General features: G+C 33.4%; 17 protein-coding genes. 15 read left to right on the top strand and 2 right to left on the bottom strand.

Annotated elements, in window-relative coordinates; translation table 11 throughout:
* The first annotated feature begins 313 nt into the window (after nucleotides 1-313).
* From CHB68_RS17875 to CHB68_RS17860, 4 genes are all read left to right on the top strand, one after another.
* Nucleotides 314-946 carry a CPBP family intramembrane glutamic endopeptidase gene (locus CHB68_RS17875; RefSeq protein ID WP_245838985.1) on the top strand — a complete coding sequence of 211 codons (633 nt, stop codon included), beginning with the start codon at nucleotides 314-316 and terminating at the stop codon, nucleotides 944-946.
* 31 nt (nucleotides 947-977) lie between these two features.
* A complete protein-coding gene (locus CHB68_RS17870; RefSeq protein WP_089263207.1) occupies nucleotides 978-2021 on the top strand; it encodes a serine hydrolase domain-containing protein in 1044 nt (347 codons plus the stop codon).
* 26 nt (nucleotides 2022-2047) lie between these two features.
* Nucleotides 2048-2539 carry a thioredoxin family protein gene (locus tag CHB68_RS17865; protein WP_245838984.1) on the top strand — a complete coding sequence of 164 codons (492 nt, stop codon included), beginning with the start codon at nucleotides 2048-2050 and terminating at the stop codon, nucleotides 2537-2539.
* Nucleotides 2540-2789: 250 nt separating this feature from the next.
* Nucleotides 2790-4592: a serine hydrolase domain-containing protein gene (locus CHB68_RS17860; protein ID WP_089263205.1), complete on the top strand. Its 1803-nt coding sequence runs from the start codon at nucleotides 2790-2792 to the stop codon at nucleotides 4590-4592.
* Between the two features lie 161 nt (nucleotides 4593-4753).
* Here CHB68_RS17860 and CHB68_RS17855 read toward each other — a convergent pair whose 3' ends face one another.
* On the bottom strand, nucleotides 4754-5452 hold the full coding sequence (locus tag CHB68_RS17855; RefSeq protein WP_317043842.1) for a LytR/AlgR family response regulator transcription factor: 699 nt from the start codon (nucleotides 5450-5452) through the stop codon (nucleotides 4754-4756).
* Nucleotides 5452-6243: a sensor histidine kinase gene (locus CHB68_RS17850; protein WP_071339928.1), complete on the bottom strand. Its 792-nt coding sequence runs from the start codon at nucleotides 6241-6243 to the stop codon at nucleotides 5452-5454. The genes CHB68_RS17855 and CHB68_RS17850 overlap by 1 nt, the downstream gene beginning before the upstream one ends.
* Nucleotides 6244-6450: 207 nt before the next feature.
* Between CHB68_RS17850 and CHB68_RS17845 the strand changes: the two genes are divergently transcribed.
* From CHB68_RS17845 to CHB68_RS17800, 11 genes are all read left to right on the top strand, one after another.
* On the top strand, nucleotides 6451-7338 hold the full coding sequence (locus tag CHB68_RS17845; protein WP_089263201.1) for an ABC transporter ATP-binding protein: 888 nt from the start codon (nucleotides 6451-6453) through the stop codon (nucleotides 7336-7338).
* 137 nt (nucleotides 7339-7475) lie between these two features.
* Nucleotides 7476-10619, top strand: a complete 3144-nt coding sequence (locus CHB68_RS17840; protein ID WP_245838983.1) for an ABC transporter permease/M1 family aminopeptidase — start codon at nucleotides 7476-7478, stop codon at nucleotides 10617-10619.
* Nucleotides 10620-10737: 118 nt separating this feature from the next.
* Entirely contained in the window at nucleotides 10738-11844 is a 1107-nt protein-coding gene (locus CHB68_RS17835; RefSeq protein ID WP_089263197.1) for a sensor histidine kinase, read from the top strand.
* Nucleotides 11831-12553 carry a LytR/AlgR family response regulator transcription factor gene (locus CHB68_RS17830; RefSeq protein WP_089263195.1) on the top strand — a complete coding sequence of 241 codons (723 nt, stop codon included), beginning with the start codon at nucleotides 11831-11833 and terminating at the stop codon, nucleotides 12551-12553. Before CHB68_RS17835 ends, CHB68_RS17830 begins: the two co-directional genes overlap by 14 nt.
* 118 nt (nucleotides 12554-12671) lie before the next feature.
* Nucleotides 12672-13289 carry a hypothetical protein gene (locus CHB68_RS17825; protein ID WP_089263193.1) on the top strand — a complete coding sequence of 206 codons (618 nt, stop codon included), beginning with the start codon at nucleotides 12672-12674 and terminating at the stop codon, nucleotides 13287-13289.
* 37 nt (nucleotides 13290-13326) lie between these two features.
* A complete protein-coding gene (locus CHB68_RS17820) occupies nucleotides 13327-14061 on the top strand; it encodes a CPBP family intramembrane glutamic endopeptidase (protein WP_089263190.1) in 735 nt (244 codons plus the stop codon).
* Between the two features lie 32 nt (nucleotides 14062-14093).
* Nucleotides 14094-16319 (top strand): CocE/NonD family hydrolase, encoded by a 2226-nt coding sequence (locus CHB68_RS17815; RefSeq protein WP_218822517.1) that lies wholly within the window; start codon nucleotides 14094-14096, stop codon nucleotides 16317-16319.
* A gap of 432 nt (nucleotides 16320-16751) precedes the next feature.
* Entirely contained in the window at nucleotides 16752-18542 is a 1791-nt protein-coding gene (locus CHB68_RS17810; RefSeq protein WP_089263188.1) for a tetratricopeptide repeat protein, read from the top strand.
* A 449-nt stretch (nucleotides 18543-18991) separates the two neighbouring features.
* On the top strand, nucleotides 18992-19141 hold the full coding sequence (locus CHB68_RS18650) for a hypothetical protein (RefSeq protein WP_179213230.1): 150 nt from the start codon (nucleotides 18992-18994) through the stop codon (nucleotides 19139-19141).
* Between the two features lie 50 nt (nucleotides 19142-19191).
* Entirely contained in the window at nucleotides 19192-19806 is a 615-nt protein-coding gene (locus CHB68_RS17805) for a hypothetical protein (protein ID WP_245838982.1), read from the top strand.
* Nucleotides 19807-19908: 102 nt separating this feature from the next.
* On the top strand, nucleotides 19909-20661 hold the full coding sequence (locus CHB68_RS17800) for a type 1 glutamine amidotransferase domain-containing protein (protein ID WP_089263184.1): 753 nt from the start codon (nucleotides 19909-19911) through the stop codon (nucleotides 20659-20661).
* Nucleotides 20662-20805 lie beyond the last annotated feature (144 nt).

Raw genomic sequence — 20805 nt, 5'->3', positions numbered from 1 at the left:
ACTATTTAGCACCATTGGCAACAAAAACAAAGATGTAAAGACAATCAAATTAGCACTGTAAATAGACGTGTAGTCACCTAATAAACTTATTATGAGTAACGAACCAAAAAATCAGAAAAAAGTCCGGAAAACGATACTGTTGTTTTTGGGTATTTTGACCCTGCTAAGTACTATCTGTTATTACGCAATACTCAAGCTGAACCCTACAAGCATCTATGTCGGGGCTTTAATGATGAGCCCTGCATTATCCGCCTTTATTACATTGAAGCTACTGAAAAGACCGATTTCAAGTCTTCCATTGGGTCTGAAACGTTTGAAAAATTTGCGCCTATCCTATTTGATTCCGGTAGCCTATATTATGATTGCCTATGTATTGATTTGGGTTTTCGGTTTTGGAAATGTGCTCAATCAGGAAACTATCACCGAGTGGTCGCAAGAATTAGGCATGGAAGGTTTCAATAGTACTATTATACTATTGACTATGATTGTTCTCTTATCTATTGTTGGTGTTGTAAAGAACATTGGTTCGACATTGGGCGAGGAAATAGGATGGCGGGGATTCTTCATCTACGAACTTCGGAAACTATTTTCCTTTGGCACTGTTTCTATAATTAGTGGCCTAATTTGGGCGATATGGCATTGGCCAATTATCTTTTTGATATACAAGGGAAGTGGAAACCTGTTGCTACACATTACAGCTTTTACCGTAATGATAGTGGCAATTTCGGTCATTTTGGCCTACTATACTTTTAAATCCAACAGCTTGTGGCCTGCGGCCCTATTTCATTCTGTACACAATATATTCATACAGAAGATTTTCACGCCGTTGACGATAACAAATGACCGCACTACTTTTTGGATAGATGAATACGGACTCATGCTACCGATTATTACGACGCTATTTGCCATCTATTTTTGGCGAAAGGCGAAAATTGAGAATCTATAGGTTTTCAGATAGTATATAAAACTACAGAATTATGACAAAGCAAAAATCAAAACGAATACTCAAAATCATATTTATTATGGCAAGCATCAGCTCACTATTTTTTGTACCATGGATTTTGCTAAGATTACTGTTAACACCATTACCTGAAACGGTTCAGGAACAGGTCAATGATGCCATTGGATACGGTTTGGACGGCATGATTGTTTATGTAGACCAAGCTGGAAAGCCACCTGAGTTTTATGCCGCTGGCTGGCAGGATCGAAAAAATAAGATTCCTGCCAACCCAAAAGCTTTATTCCGGATTGCCAGCATTAGCAAGTTGTATGTTGCTGTTGCCGTAGCAAAATTAGTTAATGACAATCAGTTGTCTTTAGACAAAACGCTCGCTGATTATATGCCGGAACTGGTGGGACGAATTGAAAATGCCGATAAAATCACCTTGAGAATGATGGTGCAACATCGGTCTGGTATTCCGAACTACACGGACTTTCCAGGTTTTTGGGTAAACGATTATTCTAAAAACACTAAAGAATCGCTCGATTTGGTCCTCGATACTCCTGCCGATTTTAAACCGGATAAAAAATATAGGTACTCAAATACCAATTATCTGTTGATTGGCGAAATCTTGGATAAAATATTGGGATATAGTCATCACCAATTTATCAAAAAAGAAATTTTAATGCCCCTCGGGCTCAACCACACCTACAGTTTGCTAAGTGAAGTGAATTTAGACGATGTTATGAGCGGATATGCCGTGGATTATGAGCCAGACCTAAAGCCCAATGATTTTGTAAGCCCTGCCGGCTCCATGGTGGCTACAGCACAGGATGTGGGTATATTCTTGAGGGCGTTGAACGACGTCTCCTTGCTCAATGATACTGAACAAGCTATCTATTCATCTATTTATATATATGAACATACAGGATTATTACCAGGTTACAGCAGTATTGCCAAGTATCACAAGGATATTGATGCTGTAGTTGTTCAATTTGTAAATACCAGTGGCGGATACTCTTGGAACGTATCAGAAAAAATTAATAATAGAATTGTAAAAATCCTGAAAAGGAGAAAGTAACCAATATCTTAAAAGTAATATACACAATGAAAAAAACAGATGCCATAGTAACAAATTCATCAAACAATACCCCAAAGCGTATGAAAACTAAATCTCATCCTTTTTGGCGCTGGTTCTGGCTCACTTTCCTTGTTGTTTCTCTTTGGTATGCATGGTATTCATTCTATGTGCCTTCAAATGATATGGTTTGGAATGATGACATGGTATCTGCTCAAAAGCTTGCTGACAGTTCTGACAAAAATATTATGTTATTTTTTACCGGGGAATGGTGTTCGCCTTGTCGCATTATGAAGCGTGAAATTTTTGGAGACAAAGAAGCCATGAATGCCATTAATGCGAAAGTTATACCCGTAGAGATTAATATTGATGACCCTAATGTTGAAGAACTCGTAAAGCACTATAACATTGGCGCTACCCCAACAACAGTTCTTATTGATCCTGAAGGAAATGTAATTGATTACGCTGTTGGAAAGGTTGGGAAAACAGAATTCCTTGAAATGCTTAAAAAGCAAAAATAGTTTTCAGAATAGCAATACTAAGGAACAAAAAAAATTAAATAAAAATGATCAATCAAAACCATCAAAAACGAACAATTACAAAATCAATCAATTATCAAAAAAAATGAAATGAAATCAATCAATCAAAAAGCAAGGAAATTTAATTATAGAAATGCTTCTGGTGCTTGGTATCATGACAGGTGTAAAAGCCATTGGAGACCATTTTGATATTATAGCATCAGGTACCATAATCCGGGTTAAACTATTTTAAATGATTAAATCTATTATTTTACTTCTTTCCGTATTGTTTTCTAATATCTCGGTCGCGCAAGAGAAGAACACTTTAGAAGAAGATTTAAAAAAGGCCATTGCGAGCGAAAATTTGACTGGTGCTGTATGGTCATCTGTTAGTGATGATATAGTTACAATTGGAGCAATAGGCTTAAAGAATGCGGAAACAAATGAAATTTTAGACACTAACGATAGGGTATTAATTGGTTCAGTGACAAAAACACTGATCGCCACAGGTATTCTTCGTTTAGCAACCCAGGGAAAATTAGACATTGACTCCCCTGTTTACAAAATTTTATCCAACATAACTTTTGATAACCCCTGGAGAGAAAATAATCCCGTTACAATTAGAGATTTATTAAATCACACGGCAGGAATTGAAGATTCCAGATTTTGGCAGGTTTTCAGCACTAAATCAACTTCTACTACGCCACTAGAATATCTTTTTACTAAAAACCCTTCTGTATTGAAAGTGAGAACCATACCTGGAACTCGATTTTCTTACTCAAATATGGGGTATTCCTTTTTAGGTTTAATTATTGAAAAAATCACTCAGGAACCTTACGAAAACTATTTGGATAAAAATCTTCTTGGTCCTTTAGGTATGAAGAACAGCACTTTTCAATTTACAACTCAAAAAGGAAAGAATATTGACCGGCACCTTGCTATGGGACATTTTGATAATGGGATAACGCAAGAGAACATACCTATGTTTTTACGTCCATCTGGCCAATTTTCCACAACTGCAAAAGATATGGCGCTATTCACAAAATTCTTAATGAGTGACGGCACTGTTAATGGGAAGTCTTTTATTGATAAAGCGCTTTTATATCAAATGGGGAATCCAACATCAACAGAATCTTATAAAAATGGATTAAAATCAGGCTATCAGTTTGGACTTAGTTACAGAGATAGATATGGGGTTGTAGGTAAATTCCATCGTGGAAATACAACTGGTTACAGAGCAACATTCTATCTATTTCCTGAGCAAAAAAAAGCATTTTTTATAAGTTTTAATACGGATAGTGAAACCGCTAATTATGAGAAATTTAATAGGATTTTTATAAATCACCTTGAGATTAATAAGCCTGACCAACTGAATGAAAAAGAGAACTTACCATCGAATGTTGAAGAGTTTGAAGGTTATTATAAAATGAACCCTGTTCGATTTAAACTCTTTGCATACCTGGATTTACTTTTCAATTCAATAAAAGTGGAGAAGAAAAAAAATAGCCTTCTTGTTAAATCTATTCAAATGGAAACTTACACTCTTGTACCTGTTGGAAGTAATTTATTCAGAAAAGAAGATAGAGTAAATTCTTCTCACGTTTTATACAAAAACGGAAGTATACCAATAATTAGCGATGGATTAGTAACCTACGAAAAAGTTAATACAACTTATTTAGCTTTAATGTGGCTAAGTCTTATTCTGGGATTAATTGGTATAATCATTATTTTCTTACGTGGATCCTATTTACTCTTTCAGAAAAAACTGTTTAAAAACTACCAGATAATAACGTTCCCATTTTTATCCATTGTTGGGCTTTTGATTCCGATTCCGTTTCTTCTAAATCAATCTTTTCTAAACTTAGGAGATTTCACATTTGCAAATGTTTTGTTAGCAATTGTAACAGGTACATTACCAATAGCAATGATTTTTGGTAGTATAAAAATATGGAGAAACAAAACATTGACAATAGATGCACTAGGAACTTTATTTATCCTACAGTGGACCGTTATTTTAATTTACTGGGGGGTAATTCCTTTTAGATTATGGTCGTAGAAAAGGAAGATTGTAAGCCGTATACAGTTCAGTATTTCTGATTTTACGATAGGCAAGCCTCGTATTTTACTATCTTGATTTATTACCCTGAAAACCCCATGGAATTTTCTCGCAACCAACCATAAACAAAAACGTTGGTATGTATTAGAGCAAACAATAGCTTATTTCAATAATTGAATGATATTTGTTTTATACAGTTTACCAATAGGCACAATATGATCTCCAATGTAAATTCTGTTGCCTTCTACACTACGTATATGCTTTTTTGCAACTGCAAAAGACTTATGAACTTGAAGGAAATCATTGTCTGAAAATAATTGTATCGTATCCGATATTTTTTCTCGGATGCTGATGATGCCATCAGTAGTAATAACTTTGGTATAGTTGCCAGAAGCTTCAATAAATAGTATGGAATCTATAGCTACCTGAACATGACTATTATTTTGCTTTAAAAAAATATGCTTTCCTTCAGGCTTTATATTCTGTGCTCTTCCCATACTTATTGTACTAATGGTCGAAGACGTTACTTTATTAATAGCACTCAAAAAACGTTCTAAACTAAAAGGTTTTAACAAGTAATCTACAACGTTTAATTCGTAGCCTTCAATTGCGAATTCACTGTAGGCGGTCGTGACAATAACTTTAGGAGGTGATGATAAGGTTCTTAAAAATTCGAATCCTTTTAACTTGGGCATATTTATATCTAAAAAGATTAGGTCAACTTGATGTGTATTCAAATACTCAAGCGCTTCCAAAGCGCTATAACAGTTTTTCTGCAACTTCATATGCGGAAGCATTTGACAATATTCCATGATAATCTTGTGGGCTATATGTTCATCATCTATGATTAGATATCTCATTATTTTAATTTTAGAGATAGTTTAACTTTATAACTATTGGTGTTTACGTCAAAAGAAAGAGCATGCTTATTTGGATAAACTAGCTCTAATCTTCTCTTTAAGTTTTTTAAACCAATACCTTCTGTATTGGGTGTTTGTTGTAATTCAAAATTATTTTCAATTATGAAATTTACGTTATTATCCTTTTCGGTGAAGTTAATATGGATATACGCGTCTTTTTCTAAATTTTCCAAGCCATGCTTAAAAGCATTCTCTACTAGAATAATAAATAGTAAAGGCATAATTTTAGCTTGCGGATTCTCAATTTCAGAATTAAATTGAATATCAGACTTTTTATGATAGCGTATTCCTTGAAGTTCAATATAGTTTTTTAAGTAATCTAATTCTTGTTTAAGGGTAACCCAATCTTTTTGGCCCTCATAAATACTATATCGCATCATATCAGAAAGTTTAAGTACCATTTCCCTTTCCTTAGAATCTTTTTCCATTAATCCATACAAATTGTTGAGTGTATTGAAGAAGAAATGTGGGTTTACCTGACTTTTTAAATGCAGTAATTCTGTTTTTTCTTTTTCATTCTTTAATCGAATAATTGATTTGATCTGTTTAAAAACCCAGTGGGCAATTGTAATGATTAAGAGAATAAAGTACAATACAACAAACTCAGCAAACCCTTCTAATTTACCAAAAGTGTCATTAAAGATTACAATGACTATACCTATAATTACAAGGGATATCTTATAAACCCTGTTTATAATTTTCTTATTTCTATCTGATATTTTCAACTTCATAGGTCAAGATTAATTAAATAAAATTCCTCCTACAAATTAGTTGACAAACAATAGATTCAGAGGGATAAACACCTGCTTAGTAGGGATAAAGTACGTTTGCACCCTTCTTAAGGTCTTGTATCACGCTTAACATGAGATGTGTCACTTTTTGTTTTTTACAATTAAGGCCCACCATAAGTTTGCCTCAATCAATCAAAAACGAACAGTATGGAACTTAGAATTGACAATCTATCAAAAACGTATTCAAACGGGATTAAAGCTTTACAAAATATTTCACTAGATATACCAATAGGCATGTTTGGTCTATTAGGGCCAAATGGTGCAGGCAAGTCTACGTTAATGCGAACTATTGCAACACTGCAAGAAGCCGATGCTGGTTCCATTGTTCTTGGAGACATCGATGTATTAAAACAAAAAAATGAATTGCGACAGGTATTAGGTTATTTGCCGCAACAATTTGGTTTGTATCCAAAAATATCTGCCGAAGTATTACTTAATCATTTCGCAGTGCTTAAAGGCATCACTAATAAAAACGAACGCAAAGAATTAGTGAAAGCGCTTTTGTATAAAACCAATTTATATGACGTACGACAACAAAACCTTAAAGGATTTTCTGGTGGGATGAAGCAACGTTTTGGTATTGCACAAGCCTTACTTAACAATCCGAAGTTACTTATTGTAGATGAACCAACAGCAGGATTGGATCCCGTAGAACGCAATCGATTTTACAACGTTCTAAGTGAGCTCGGAGAACATACCGTGGTTATTTTATCCACACACATTGTTGACGATGTCAAAGAACTCTGCACAAATATGGCCATTATTAATCAAGGACAAGTATGCTTAAAAGGGCAGCCGTTGCAAATACTAGAAGGCCTAAAAGATAAAGTCTATAAAAAAACAATCGAGAAATCAGAATTGAACCTATATAAAGAAAATTATCAGGTCATCAGTGAACGATTATTTCTTGGAAAACCAACCATTCATATCGTAAGTGACACAAATCCAGGAGACGGTTTTTCGCTTATTAATGCCGAATTAGAGGATGTCTATTTTTCGGAAATATTCAATAATACAAACCTTAAATCTAATTAGTTATGTGGTATACTATTTTTAAGTTCGAAATACAATACCGAATTAAACGACCGGACACCTATGTATTCTTCCTTTTTCTATTTCTATTTTCAATTGTTGGTGTTGACTTTATTTTTCAAGGTTCAGACATGGGGTTGATGAAAAATAATTCACCCATAGTGATTGCAAAAACTATGGGAGCTATTACCGGTATATTTATGATTTTAGCCTCAATGATAATGGGCGTTTCTGTACTAAGGGATTTTGAATACAATATAGAATCATTGCTATTTTCTGCACCAATCAACAAAAAAGATTATTTACTAGGTCGATTTTTAGGATCGTTTGCAGTTTTGCTATTTGCATTTACAGGTATTTTATTTGGCATGATGCTAAGCGAATTTATGCCATGGCATAATCCAGAAGATCTATTAGGGTTTAATGCCATTGTTTATATAAAGACATTTTTAATGGTAACGTTACCAACGTTGTTTTTTGGAGCTTCGTTATTTTTTGTTACAGGTGCTTTAAGCAGAAACCTGGTGGTAGTCTATACACAAGGTATTATTTTATTTGTGATTTTTATGCTAACCAAAGCTATCACTAATGAATTTTGGCAAGCCATTCTAGATCCATTTTCGCTAACAACAACCACTTTTGCGACAAAGTCTTGGTCAGCGTTAGAAAAAAGTACACAAGAACTTCCTTTTATTGGAGCATTGCTGTATAACAAACTATTTTGGATGTCTCTAGGAATACTGGCGCTAATCTATGGTTATAAAAAATTCAATTTTAATGTTGTTAAAGAAAAGCGATCAAAGAGAAAGCAAGTTGAAAAATTAGTTGGTAAAAGCACTAGTGTTGTTAGTGATATAGAAATTCCTGAAGCTACACAGCAATATGGATTACTTTCAAAATGGAATCAATTAAAACAATTTTCTTGGTTTTACTTTATCAGTATTTGCAAGCAAGCATCATTTTGGGGAATTGTTCTTTGTGGGATGATTATCATTCTCATTAATTCCGTAAATCTTGGAACTGTATATGGTGTTGATAGCTATCCAGCAACCTATTTTATTGTTGAAGAACTCAAAGAAACATCTATTTATTTCTTCATAATAATTTTAGTGTTTTATTCAGGTGAATTGGTATGGAAAGAGCGAGGTGCTAAATTAGATTTGATCTATGACGCAACACCAATGTCTAGTTTTATCAAACTAATGGGTAAATACATTGGATTAAACGTAGTGTATGTAGTATTAATGCTCGCACTAATTGGTTCAGGAATTCTATTTCAAACATTAAGTGAGTATTACAAATATGAATTCCAAGTCTATTTTTATGGTTTCTTCTTAGAGATTTTACCGTTTTTAGCACTGTATACATGCATTGCATTTTTTATTCAATCTGTGGTAAACCATAAGTTTGTAGGCATAATGTTGGTGATTGTATTTTTTATAGCCAATGTTGCTTTAGGTTTATTCGGGTTTGATCACGATTTATATTTTTTCGGAGGAAGTGCTTTAGGAACGTATTCTGATATGAATGGTTATGGTCATTTTTTAAAACCCTATCTGTTAATTAAATCATATTGGTTTCTCTTCGGAATACTATTACTAATTATTGGGTCTTTAGTAAACGTAAGAGGTACTGAAACCAATTTAATGCAACGCATAAGAGCTAGCAAAAACAGATTGAGCAAGCCGCTTTTTAAAGTTGGTTCTATGGTCTTTTTAGTATTTATACTAATGGGAAGTTTAATCTTTTACAATACGAATATTTTAAACACCTATTGGACCAATACTAAAGCAACTGAATTTAGAGTAGCTTATGAAAAAGAACTCAAACAGTTTGAATATATATCACAGCCCAAAATAGTGGATGTAAATTTAAAAGTGGAATTGTATCCTTCATCAAGAGATTATACTGCGGAAGGGTATTATATATTAAAAAACACCAATGCGCAACCCATTAATGAGATTCATATTCAGAAACTCATTGAAGAGAATATCACATTAGATGCTGTCACTTTTGATGGAGGCGCAACAGAAAATAATACATACGCTACTTATGATTATACCATCTATCAGTTGCATAGCCCTTTGAATCCTGGAGATTCAATTAAAATGAACTTTAAGCAATCATTCACTACGAATGGATTTGAAGCAGCTAATTCGAATGCTAATATTGTTGAAAATGGAACATTCTTTAACAATAAGGACTTTCCAACATTTGGCTATAACAGAAAATATGAGCTAAGTGATAGGGATGAACGTTCAGAATATAATTTACCTGAAAGAACGAATAGAGCAAATAGAAATGACCCTAAAGAATTAGTTAACGCAAGATCTGGTAGTGATTCTGACGGTATTCATTTTGAAATGGTCATAGGAACAGACATTGACCAAACAGCTTTAGTTCCTGGGAATTTATTGAGGGAGTGGACAGAAAATAATCGTAATTATTTTCATTATAAAATGGAAATTCCAATGATTGATTTTTACTCAATTGTTTCAGCAAGGTATGACATAAAAAAAGACAAATGGATTTCAAAATCTGATGCTATTTCGAAACAAGTAGATTTAGAAATTTACTATCATAAAGGTCATGAGTATAACATAGATAGAATGATGATGGCTATGAAAGCCTCATTAGATTACTATAGCACGAGTTTCAGTCCGTATCAATATGAACAGTTACGTATCATGGAGTTTCCGCGTTATGCGCAATTTGCACAATCATTTCCGGGCACTGTTCCATTCTCAGAATCTATAGGTTTTGTTTTAGATATTGATGATGAAACCGATGTAGATATGGCATTTTATGTAACTGCACACGAAATTGCCCACCAATGGTTTGCTATGCAAGTAGAAGCCGCAAATGTAAAAGGGCAATACTTTATTTTGGAAACGCTATCTCAATATGCAGCCATGATGGTTTTAAAAGCGCACTATCCAAAAGAAAAGGTTCAGGAATTTTTAGAGTTGCAATTAGAGAAATACGAAGAAGGCAAACTCAGAGAATCTGGAGCAGAACCAACTTTAGCTTTAGTAGATAATCAAGACTATATTTATTATGCTAAAGGTGCCATTAACATGTATCAATTTCAAAAGGCAATAGGCGAGGAGCAGGTCAATAAAGCTTTAAGACGCTTTTTGGAAGATTGGAATACTACAAACGGTAAGCTAAAAATGAATACCAATCGCTATGCCACCAGTCAAGACTTGATAGGCTATTTTAGAGCGGTTACACCAGATTCGTTACAGTATGTAATAGTTGATCTATTTGAAGAAGTTAATTAGGCCAATAATAACGTGGGGTATGGAGTATAGTTTTTATAAATAACACTTAAGCTTTATATTTCACGTTCCTGTACTTTTACTTTTCACTTTAAAAAGTATTTTGTGTCTTTGTCTAAACATGGGTAGCAACAAAAAAATAAATACTAATACTACTAGAACATCCCTTTACTGGAAGTGCCAGTTAATCGGTTGGGGGCTGGTTTCCCTTTTTTGGTTTTATATCGCCTTGTTAAGGGATGATTTTAAAATCTCTCATGCCATTATCAACTACTTCTTAGACATTTTTATATGCATAGCAATAACACATGCGTATAGGACTATGGCAGTGCGGCGAAAGTGGAATGAACTAGGTATGAAAAATTTGATTTGGAAAGTAATTCCTGCATTGTTTGTTCTTTCCCTGGCATTCATGTTGTTCATGAATCTTAAAACGTCTGCCTATATTTCTTTAGTAGATAGGCAAAATGATGCTATTAGCAAGCTTTTTGTTTGGAATCCTATTTTTATATGGAATCCTGTCTTAATTACTGGTTTGAGGCATATGACCATTTGGCTACTTGCATATCATTTATATCATTTTTATCAAAGGGAGGTGCAAACTTCCAAAACTAATGCACAACTTTCTCTAATTGCAAAACAAGCGCAGTTGGATAATTTGGCAGCGCAATTAAACCCACATTTCTTGTTTAATTCCTTAAATTCTATTAAATCATTAGTAATAGAAAACCCTAAAGGTGCAAGAAGAGCTATTGATTTATTATCAGATTTGTTGCGTTCTTCTTTATATGAAAAAGACAAAGATTTAATTCCTATTGAAAATGAACTTTCTTTAGTCTATGATTACATTGAATTAGAAAAAATGCGTTTTGAAGATCGGCTTCAACTTAAAACCGATATTGATCAGGAAGCACTTAATTACAAGATTCCTGCGTTAAGTATTCAGTTATTAGTAGAAAATGCAATCAAACATGGAATCGATTTAAGAGTGGATGGTGGCGTTGTTTTCTTGAAAATAAAAAAGAGGGATAACTACATTCATATTAACGTTGAGAATCCTGGTGTAATTCATAAAAACGAACGTGTTGGGTTAGGTCTGGAAAACTTAAATAAACGCCTGGAAATTCAATATAAGGGTAAGGCAAGTTTTAGTTTAACTCAAAATGAGAATGACTGTGTAGTTGCAGTAATAATAATTCCAATGAATATAGACGATGAAAAAATATAAAACTATAATCATTGATGATGAACGTTTAGCGAGAGAAGAAGTAAAACGCGCATTAGAAAAACATCAAGAGTTTGAAATTATAGGTGAAGCAAGTCATGTAGATGAGGCCATATCTTTAATTGAAGAACTACAACCCGACCTATTGTTTTTAGATATTCACATGCCAGGTAAATCTGGTTTTGATTTATTGGAAGAATTAACGAATGTACCAGACGTTGTTTTTACAACGGCGTACGATCAATATGCCGTAAAGGCTTTCGAGATGAATGCTCTAGATTATTTAGTAAAACCTTTACGAGATGAGCGTTTTTCTAAAACTATTCAAAAGGTAAAGGAAGAACTTTCTAACAGGGTAAAATTAGAGCCTACAACCTTACCCATGCATCAAAAGATATTTATTAAAGATGGAGAGAAATGTCATTTTATTCCGCTAACAGACATTCATTTTATAGAATCTTTAGAAAATTATGCGCGGCTGCATTTTGGTTCAGATAAAGCCATGATTAAGCGTTCTTTAAATTTATTAGCAGAAAAATTGGACCCTAAAGTCTTTTTTCGCGTTAATCGAAGTCAAATGATTAACATACATTACATTAAAGAGATTCACCCATACTTCAATAATAAATTACAAATTATATTAACTACTGGTAAAAAAGTAGAAGTGTCTAGTAGGCAATCAGTTAAGTTTAAAAATTGGAATAGTTTGTAAACTCTTTTTACGCTTATTTACGTATATCTGCGTTCCTGTACTTTCCCTTTCTACATTGAAAAACTTACCATTTCTTTGCTTCATAAATGAGTATAATTTTAATGACTAAAATATTGCTATGAGGCATTTCAAAAGTAAATATCAGCTACCTATAATTCTAATTGTCTTTATAACTGGGGGACTTTATTCCTGCATAAATGATACCCTGAAAATCGCTGCGCAACCTACTTTATCAGATTACTCCGTTGGAGAAAAATGGGTTTGGAAGTATAAGGGAGTTACAACCGAAGGCGAGGTACGTTCAGAGGGTGAGGATACAAGAGAAGTAGTTATTGCAGATGGTGTTTTGGGGATGACAATGGGTAATGATACGATTCCAATAACAGACATCGTAAAACCGGAAGAAAGTGAAACGCCTAAGTATGACTGGCCTCTGGAAGTGGGTAAAAAGTGGAAATATGAAAAAAATTGGACCAGTCAAGATGGTACCACAGGAAAGCAAAGTCAAGATGTCGAGGTTTTGTCGTTTAAGGAAGAAACAGTAGCAGCAGGAACCTTTATGGCGTTTACCATAGAATACAAGGGAACCGTTTCGAATTCTAGAGGATATAACGCACAAACCGATGAAGTTTGGTGGTATGCTCCAGAATTAAAAAACTTTATTAAAATGACACAAACTCAAGACGATTTTTTGTACAAAGAGGAGTTAAAACACTATTCAAAACCAAACAATTAAAATATATGGTTACCCCCAACTTTTTAAATGAATCAACATGACCAAAGACATCAAATCGCAATTAACACTAAAAAGGGGCATTCTTGCCATTGTTGTCATGTATGCATGTCAGCTTTTAGCAGGAATTATAACCTCTTATAGTTTTAAGTTCTTTGTACCGTCAAAGACTGTTTCTATAGAGGTGATTGGAGTATCGTCTGCCTTATTAAGTGGTATTATCATCTTGTTTCTATTCTGGTGGGACCTAAATAGGTCTGGCAAATCATTTTATCCACAGATAGGATTACAAGCTAGTAAGATCAAGAAGAACAAAGGAGTTTTATTAGTGATAGCGGCATTGGTATCGACACATTTTTTAGCATGGATATATAGGTCGGTTATTTTGCCAAGCTTTGACCAAGCAGGCATTATAGGCGGTGGTTCTAAAATGTTTAGTTTTATTCAGGCCAACGGAGGAGTACTCGAAATGAGTGGCTTTCTACTATTGGCACTCATTGTGGGCCCTATAATGGAGGAGGTTGTTTTTAGGGGGTATTTGCAATCGTCATTAGCAAAGCGTATACCTTCTTGGGCCGCAATCTTAATTACCTCTGTTATTTTTGCTGCTGGCCATAGCCCCATGATTTTATGGCCAATGTATTTTCTCTTTAGCATTACTTGGGGTTGGATATATGTAAGAACAGGATCTTTAAAAATGGCCATTCTAATCCATGTCTTAAGCAATTTATTTTATACCGTTATTGGTTTTGCAGGTTGGGATATTCTCGCTTGAGTGAATTTAGTTGCAATTTTGAAAAATAAGCTATGAAAAAATCAGTCCTATTATCATTTTTAATTGCAATTAGTATGACTTCTTTTGGTCAAGAATTGCCATTTAGGAAGGTAAAACTATCGGATTCAATAGCGATTTCAAAACAGATGAAGCAATTAGCGGCATTATGTAATACTCAAAATTTATCGGATTTAGACTTGTTTAAGTTCCAGTTAATTAGAGGTGATTATGCAGATGCTTTAGTTACGTTCAAAAAAAGAATTGAAGAAACACCCATAGATAAAAGACAGTACTTAGATATATATATGCATTATGTGGAGGCAAAGCGTTCTAAGAACTTTAAAGGGGAGTTTAAAAAATCGTATAGAAAATACGTAAAGAATGCTGATGACATACAAGTTATTAATTTAGATAAAGCATTGATAATTAGAGATCCTACCGATTATTATGTAAATAATTTTAATACTACATATTCTAGTATAGAATCTGAAAATCTATCACAGGAAACCGCCAAGGATTTAGTAAAAAAATATTTTTTAAGAACTGTATTTTCATCAACTAGAGATCTTTATTTTGAAGAAATTAAACAAGACCATGAAAGGAGATATAGTATAAACGATAGCACAATAATACCAATGAAGGATGGTGCAGAAGTTTCTGTGGTAGTGATTCAACGAAAAGGAAAGGTATCGACTAAAAAGCCTGCTGTATTAATTGCTTCTATTTACGCAGGTTCCAATGAAACTGGGGCGATGTTATCTGCCTCAAAAGGTTATGTTGGAGTGATAGCGAATACTAGGGGAAAACGCTTAAGTAGTGGAGAAGTAAAGCCTTTTGAATATGAAAACACAGATGTCTATGAAATGATCGATTGGATTAGTAAACAATCGTGGTCAAATCAAAAAGTAGCCATGTTTGGTGGTAGTTACAATGGCTTTACACAATGGGCTTCTATGAAACACAAAGTGCATCCTGCATTAAAAACCATTGTTCCAATGGTTGCTATTGCTCCTGGTATTGATTATCCGATGGAAAATAATATCCTACACAATTATTCGTATTCATGGAATTTTTATGTGACTAATAATAAGTTTTTAGACTTTGATGCTTCAAATGATTTTAATCGTTGGAACACTTTAAAAAACACCTGGTACAAAACAGGAGTTGCATTTAATAAGCTAGATAGTTTAGATGGGCAAGTAAATACATTATGGAATACCTATATGGCGCATCCTAGTTATGATGCTTATTGGAAAAAAATGATTCCATATAAACAAGAATTTGAAAAAATTGACATTCCTATTTTAACCATTACTGGTTATTATGATGACTCGCAGAGAGGAGCTATGTATTATTTTAATGAGCATTACAAATATGCAAAAAATCCAAATCATTATTTATTAGTTGGTCCTTATGATCATTGGACTGCGCAAACGAGGCCAGATGAAAGCCTTAGAAATTACAAATTAGACAAATCGGCTTTACTAAATATTGAAGAAGGTCTTCTTTTTCAGTGGTTTGATTACATTTTAAAAGGAAAAGAAAAACCAAGCATTTTAAAAGATAAAGTCAACTTTCAGGTAATGGATACCAATACCTGGATGCATAAACCGAGTTTAAGTGCCATGACCAACGATACGTTGACTTTTCATTTCAGTGATTATAAAACGGATGATTTTTATGCGCTTAAATCGAAATCAAATACTTCTAAAATTGATTTAACTGTTGATTTTAAAGATAGAGAAAGCATGAATAACACAGGGTATTATCCTTGGCCTTTAGAAAAAGAAAACATCAATATAAAGGATGGATTGCTTTTTAAATCGGAACCCTTAGAGGAGGATGTGATTATAAATGGATCCTTCCTCGGAAATCTTGAATTTACTATCAATAAAAAAGATGTTGATTATTCCGTTATCCTATATCACTTAACGCCAGAAGGGAACTACTTTCATTTGAGCTATTATATTGGTAGAGCGAGTTATGCTACAGATCAAGAACAAAGAAATTTATTGATACCGAATCAAAAAACGCAAGTGTCTTTCGACAATTCTAAACTCATCAGTAAAAAGCTACAAAAAGGAAGTAGGATGGTAGCTGTGGTCAATGTGAATAAAAACAATAATGCACAACTTAATTATGGAACGGGGAAGGATGTGAATGAAGAAAATATTAAAGATGCAGAAGTCCCGTTAAAAATTATATTTTCAGGTAATAGTAGTATTTCCTTACCGGTTTGGTATTCCCTAAAGGAATAACCAAATTCTTATTAGTATATCATTGGCAAAAAAGGCCTATTCGATTCTCCTTTTGACTGTTTTTTTCCGTGGATAGGGGCTGCAGGGTTGCACCTATTGATCAAAGCAAAAGTAACGATGCGGTGAGTTCCATTGTAAAGATATTTGAGAAAACGAGCCCCATAGGCCAATTTAATGGATTTGGTATCATCTCACAAATAGTTATGGAATAGAGTGAAGTCCATGACCTTTACTTCCTGTTTTTCGGTATCTAGGTTTAAGGCCCTGAAAAAGTTATTTTGAAAAGGGGTATCATTCATATACATAGAAGTCAATATGGAATCCAAATTGATTGCTTGTTTCTATGGCATTTCAAGCTTTAGAAGTATTTGCAAGGTTCTCCCATATATCGTTAAATAAACTATATGGTTTTTGTAAATTTAGCTTTGAATAATGCCTGTAATCGATAAGAAATCAATAGCTGTCTTGCCATTTGTTAATTTGAGTAATGATATTAACAATGAATATTTCTGCGATGGCTTAACCGAAGAAATAATTAACGCCTTAGCATCTATAAAGGTATTATTAGTGACCTCTCGTACTTCTTCCTTCTATTTTAAAAACAAAAAAGCAACCTCTAAAGAAATAAGGGAAAAACTAAAGGTGGCTACATTTATAGAAGGCAGTGTAAGGACATCCAAAAATAAAATGCGCATTACTGTGCAAATGATAGATGCTTTGGATGACTTTCATTTCTGGTCAGAAACTTTTGATAGAAATCCTAAAAATATTTTTGAAATTCAAGATGAAATTAGTCTGTTTATCGCTGAAAAATTACGCGAACACATAGGGCATCTTGAAATCGAAGATAAGCTAGTAGAAGCTATTGATGTACCTGTGGCTATTTATAGAGAATATTTGAAAGGAAGGTACTACATCATGAAACTAGATTATAAAAACTCTATAAAGGGTATCAATATCTTAAAAGAAGTAATACATAAATCACCCAATTTTTCAAATCCCTATTTAGATATAAATCTAGCCTATGTTCATATGGGAACCATGAGTCTTTTACCCGCATATGAAGCATACGAGAAGGCCCAGCCTTATTTGTTAAAGGCATTGGAGCTAGACCCAAACTCATCAAGGTCACAATTGAATTTGGCTTGGATAGAATGCTGGCAAAACTGGAATCTTAAGAAAGCTTACGAACATGCCAATAAGGCTTTGGAGATGCAACAAGCAGACGATATTTACTTAACCATTTCTAATTTTTTGACCGTAGAAGGAAAATTAGATGCGGCACGGAATTATCTTGACAAAGCCTTACAATTAGATCCTTATGCCGCTATAAATCATCATTACAAGGGTTTTATATACTACTTGAAAGAAGATTATAAAACTGCGATACCTTATCTAAAAAAGGCATTAGATTTAGACCCTAAGTTACCCTTTCCACCAATTTATATAGGGATTTGTTTATTAATGTCAGGCAAACCAAATGAAGCTTTAACATATTTCGGTTCACTTGAAGGCGTTTCTGTGAAAGACCTCACCAAATTAGGAGGTGAAACCATGTGCTATGCAAAACTCAATGAAACGGAAAAGTGTAATGATGGATTAAAAGAATTAGAGACGTATTTAAATACTGATCTTGTAGATAAGGCATTTACGTTTTTGATATTAGTAAATGCCTTGTTAGGTAATAACGAAAAGGTAATTGATTTAATAACTCAAGCATACAATAATCGTTTGCCCGTAATTTTATTACTTAATCCATCACCAATTCTTAAACCTGTTAAAAATCACAAAAGGTTTAAAGACATCATGCTAAAAGCCATTCCAGATAATTTAAATTATAAACAGAAAAAGAAGTATAAACAGGCTTTACTAGATTCCAACGAAATCAAAAAGTACAGTAAAGAACTAGAGCAAATAATGATAGACTACAAACTGTATTTAAATCCAGACCTATCCTTAAAAGATTTAGCTTCTTACTTGGAACTTCCTGCTAATTATGTCTCGCAATTATTAAACTTGGGGTTTCAAAAAAACTTTTCGGAATATGTTAATACCTATAGAATTAACGAATTTAAAGAGCGGGTTCTTCTAGAGGAAAACAAGGGCTTAACCTTAATGGCTGTAGCTTATGATAGTGGTTTTAACTCTAAAACAGTCTTCAATACCTTTTTTAAAAAAATAGAGGGGATAACACCAAATACTTACCTTAAGAGTAATAGTTAGTTCTGATTTAAAAAATAGAACCTTCCTTTTATAAGCTACAATTAGTTTTGCTTCATCAAATTAGTAACAGTAAGAGATTACTTGATTTATTCTTTGGCAATATTTTAAAATGCGTCATAATTTATATAGCTGCGTCATAATTTTCAATCTATCATCAAACTTTTTATATAAGGCTACATAAGTGTTTAGAGGCATATTACTTCTTGATCGATCTTTGTAGAAACGAAAATCAAGTTTTTAATTACTATGAATTTAATCATTTATGTGTTTGATGAACGAAGGAAAAATAAGTACTGACAAATGATTATGAGGTACAAATTCTGTTTGTAACTTATAAGAGGTAGTTTATCATTAATAAACATTCGAATATCACATAAAGTTTAATTGATTAAAGACCTCTTTTAAGTTTACCCTAATCAAAAAAACAAACAATCAAAAAGTGAACAATTATGAATTCAATTAAAAGTAAAAAAGGAATTAGACTTGCAGTAGGCATATTTTCAGGGGTATTAGTAGGCTTATTAACCTCAAACATAGCTTTGTGGCTTCCCATTGGAATTGCCATTGGTGCCGCGTTAGAATACTCAAAAAAATCTTAATGTAACAACTGAGAGTTCAAAATAAATCATCAATCAAAAAACGAACAATTATGAAATCAATTAAAATGAAAACAATCAAAAAACAAATGGTATCAAGAATGGCTTGCGTAGCCTTTGCATTAGTATCAAGTATAACCTATGCACAAAACGCAGATGCTGAAACAACACAAAGGGATGGTTTCATCTTCGAAGCTGTTGTAGGTGGTGGCATTATCAGTATAGAAGATAGTGCTGGTAATCAAACGTTTGACAATGCGCAAGGAACCTTCGTGTTTCCAGATTTAAAATTGGGCTATATGTTGAATGAAAATCTTGCCATTACTGCCGTAATGCCAGGAAATATTTATGAATTTCAAGACAATGACAGGAACTTTGGAGGTTTTATTCCATCTGTACAATATTGGGTAAAAGATCGTTGGTGGATACATGGAGGAATTGGTCTAGCAATAGATTCGCCAGCACTATATGATATTAAAGATAATGTAAATGACGACTGGAACTTTGGCGTCGCTGTTATGGCAAGTACAGGTTATGAGATTTACAAAAAGAAAAATTTTGCACTCAATGTGCAGTCTAAATTAGTTTTGGGCAATGTGTCTTTAGATGGAGGTGCGGATAGAGATGCCGTAATTTTTAATATAGGATTAGGGTTTAGTTGGTTATAAAAATTTATCTATTGCATATATTCTATTGTTGGCATTAATTGTGAAAGACTGTAACATTCTTCTCCATTTATTATCTTATATGAAATTCAATCAATCAAAAAAATGAAAAAAGGACTCCTAGCATTATTCGCATTATTAATTTTTATCTCTTGTAACGATAACAAAACTGAAAAAGGAAGAATATTGGTTATAGTTTCAAATACAGAAGACATGGGCGACCCAGAAAAACATTTTGCTGGGAACAACCTTTGGGAAGTAGCTCCTCCATATCATATTTTTGTTTCTCATGGATATAAAGTTGATTTTGTTTCACCAACAGGAGGAAAAGTACCTTTCTCAATGGATCCTGTTGGAATAAGCAGTTATACTATAAAGTATGAAAATTTTAATGGCAATGTTGAAAATTCATTAACGCCTGATTTAGTAGATTATAAAAACTATAAAGCCGTTTTTATTGGTGGCGGATATGGACCATTATTTGATGTATCCAATAACAAAGACTTATTATCAATAATAGCCAAAATTTATGAAAATGGAGGAATAGTTGGAGGTTGCGGACATGGTCCTGGTGCTTTTGCAAATGTCAAACTTAGTAATGGTGATTATATGGTCAAAGGTAAAAAAGTAACTGGCTTTCCAAATTCGACTGAGATTACCAAAAGTTGGGCTAAAGAAGGTACTTTATTGCCTGTAATGCTGGAAGACCAATTGAGGGAAAATGGAGGAATATTTCAAACTAAAAGTAATTTGAATGATAAGCATGATGTTGTAATTGACAAAAGGATTGTATCAACCATGTTTCTTCCTTCTACAGCAATAGTTGCAAAAGAAATGATTAAACAAATAGAAAACTAATGCCAACAATACCTATAGCAAATAGGACAAAAAGAGCTGATTTTAATGGCTTGGGCGTGTTTGCTAAGTCCGCCAAATCCTTTGGATTTGGCAATTAAAAAATGAAACTAATTACAAAACAAAAAGCTCTGGCTCGCAGACCAG

Source organism: Maribacter sedimenticola (genome assembly GCF_900188415.1).
GTDB classification, from domain to species: Bacteria; Bacteroidota; Bacteroidia; order Flavobacteriales; family Flavobacteriaceae; genus Maribacter; species Maribacter sedimenticola.
This window is presented reverse-complemented; position numbering and strand designations above follow the sequence as displayed.

What these genes read in the sequence shown, in the direction of transcription:
- CHB68_RS17870 (WP_089263207.1), top strand. Translation starts at nt 978, where the DNA reads ATGACAAAGCAAAAATCAAAACGAATACTCAAAATCATATTTATTATG.
- CHB68_RS17865 (WP_245838984.1), top strand. Translation starts at nt 2,048, where the DNA reads ATGAAAAAAACAGATGCCATAGTAACAAATTCATCAAACAATACCCCA.
- CHB68_RS17860 (WP_089263205.1), top strand. Translation starts at nt 2,790, where the DNA reads ATGATTAAATCTATTATTTTACTTCTTTCCGTATTGTTTTCTAATATC.
- CHB68_RS17855 (WP_317043842.1), bottom strand. Translation starts at nt 5,452, where the DNA reads ATGAGATATCTAATCATAGATGATGAACATATAGCCCACAAGATTATC.
- CHB68_RS17850 (WP_071339928.1), bottom strand. Translation starts at nt 6,243, where the DNA reads ATGAAGTTGAAAATATCAGATAGAAATAAGAAAATTATAAACAGGGTT.
- CHB68_RS17845 (WP_089263201.1), top strand. Translation starts at nt 6,451, where the DNA reads ATGGAACTTAGAATTGACAATCTATCAAAAACGTATTCAAACGGGATT.
- CHB68_RS17840 (WP_245838983.1), top strand. Translation starts at nt 7,476, where the DNA reads ATGAAAAATAATTCACCCATAGTGATTGCAAAAACTATGGGAGCTATT.
- CHB68_RS17835 (WP_089263197.1), top strand. Translation starts at nt 10,738, where the DNA reads ATGGGTAGCAACAAAAAAATAAATACTAATACTACTAGAACATCCCTT.
- CHB68_RS17830 (WP_089263195.1), top strand. Translation starts at nt 11,831, where the DNA reads ATGAAAAAATATAAAACTATAATCATTGATGATGAACGTTTAGCGAGA.
- CHB68_RS17825 (WP_089263193.1), top strand. Translation starts at nt 12,672, where the DNA reads ATGAGGCATTTCAAAAGTAAATATCAGCTACCTATAATTCTAATTGTC.
- CHB68_RS17820 (WP_089263190.1), top strand. Translation starts at nt 13,327, where the DNA reads ATGACCAAAGACATCAAATCGCAATTAACACTAAAAAGGGGCATTCTT.
- CHB68_RS17815 (WP_218822517.1), top strand. Translation starts at nt 14,094, where the DNA reads ATGAAAAAATCAGTCCTATTATCATTTTTAATTGCAATTAGTATGACT.
- CHB68_RS17810 (WP_089263188.1), top strand. Translation starts at nt 16,752, where the DNA reads ATGCCTGTAATCGATAAGAAATCAATAGCTGTCTTGCCATTTGTTAAT.
- CHB68_RS18650 (WP_179213230.1), top strand. Translation starts at nt 18,992, where the DNA reads ATGAATTCAATTAAAAGTAAAAAAGGAATTAGACTTGCAGTAGGCATA.
- CHB68_RS17805 (WP_245838982.1), top strand. Translation starts at nt 19,192, where the DNA reads ATGAAATCAATTAAAATGAAAACAATCAAAAAACAAATGGTATCAAGA.
- CHB68_RS17800 (WP_089263184.1), top strand. Translation starts at nt 19,909, where the DNA reads ATGAAAAAAGGACTCCTAGCATTATTCGCATTATTAATTTTTATCTCT.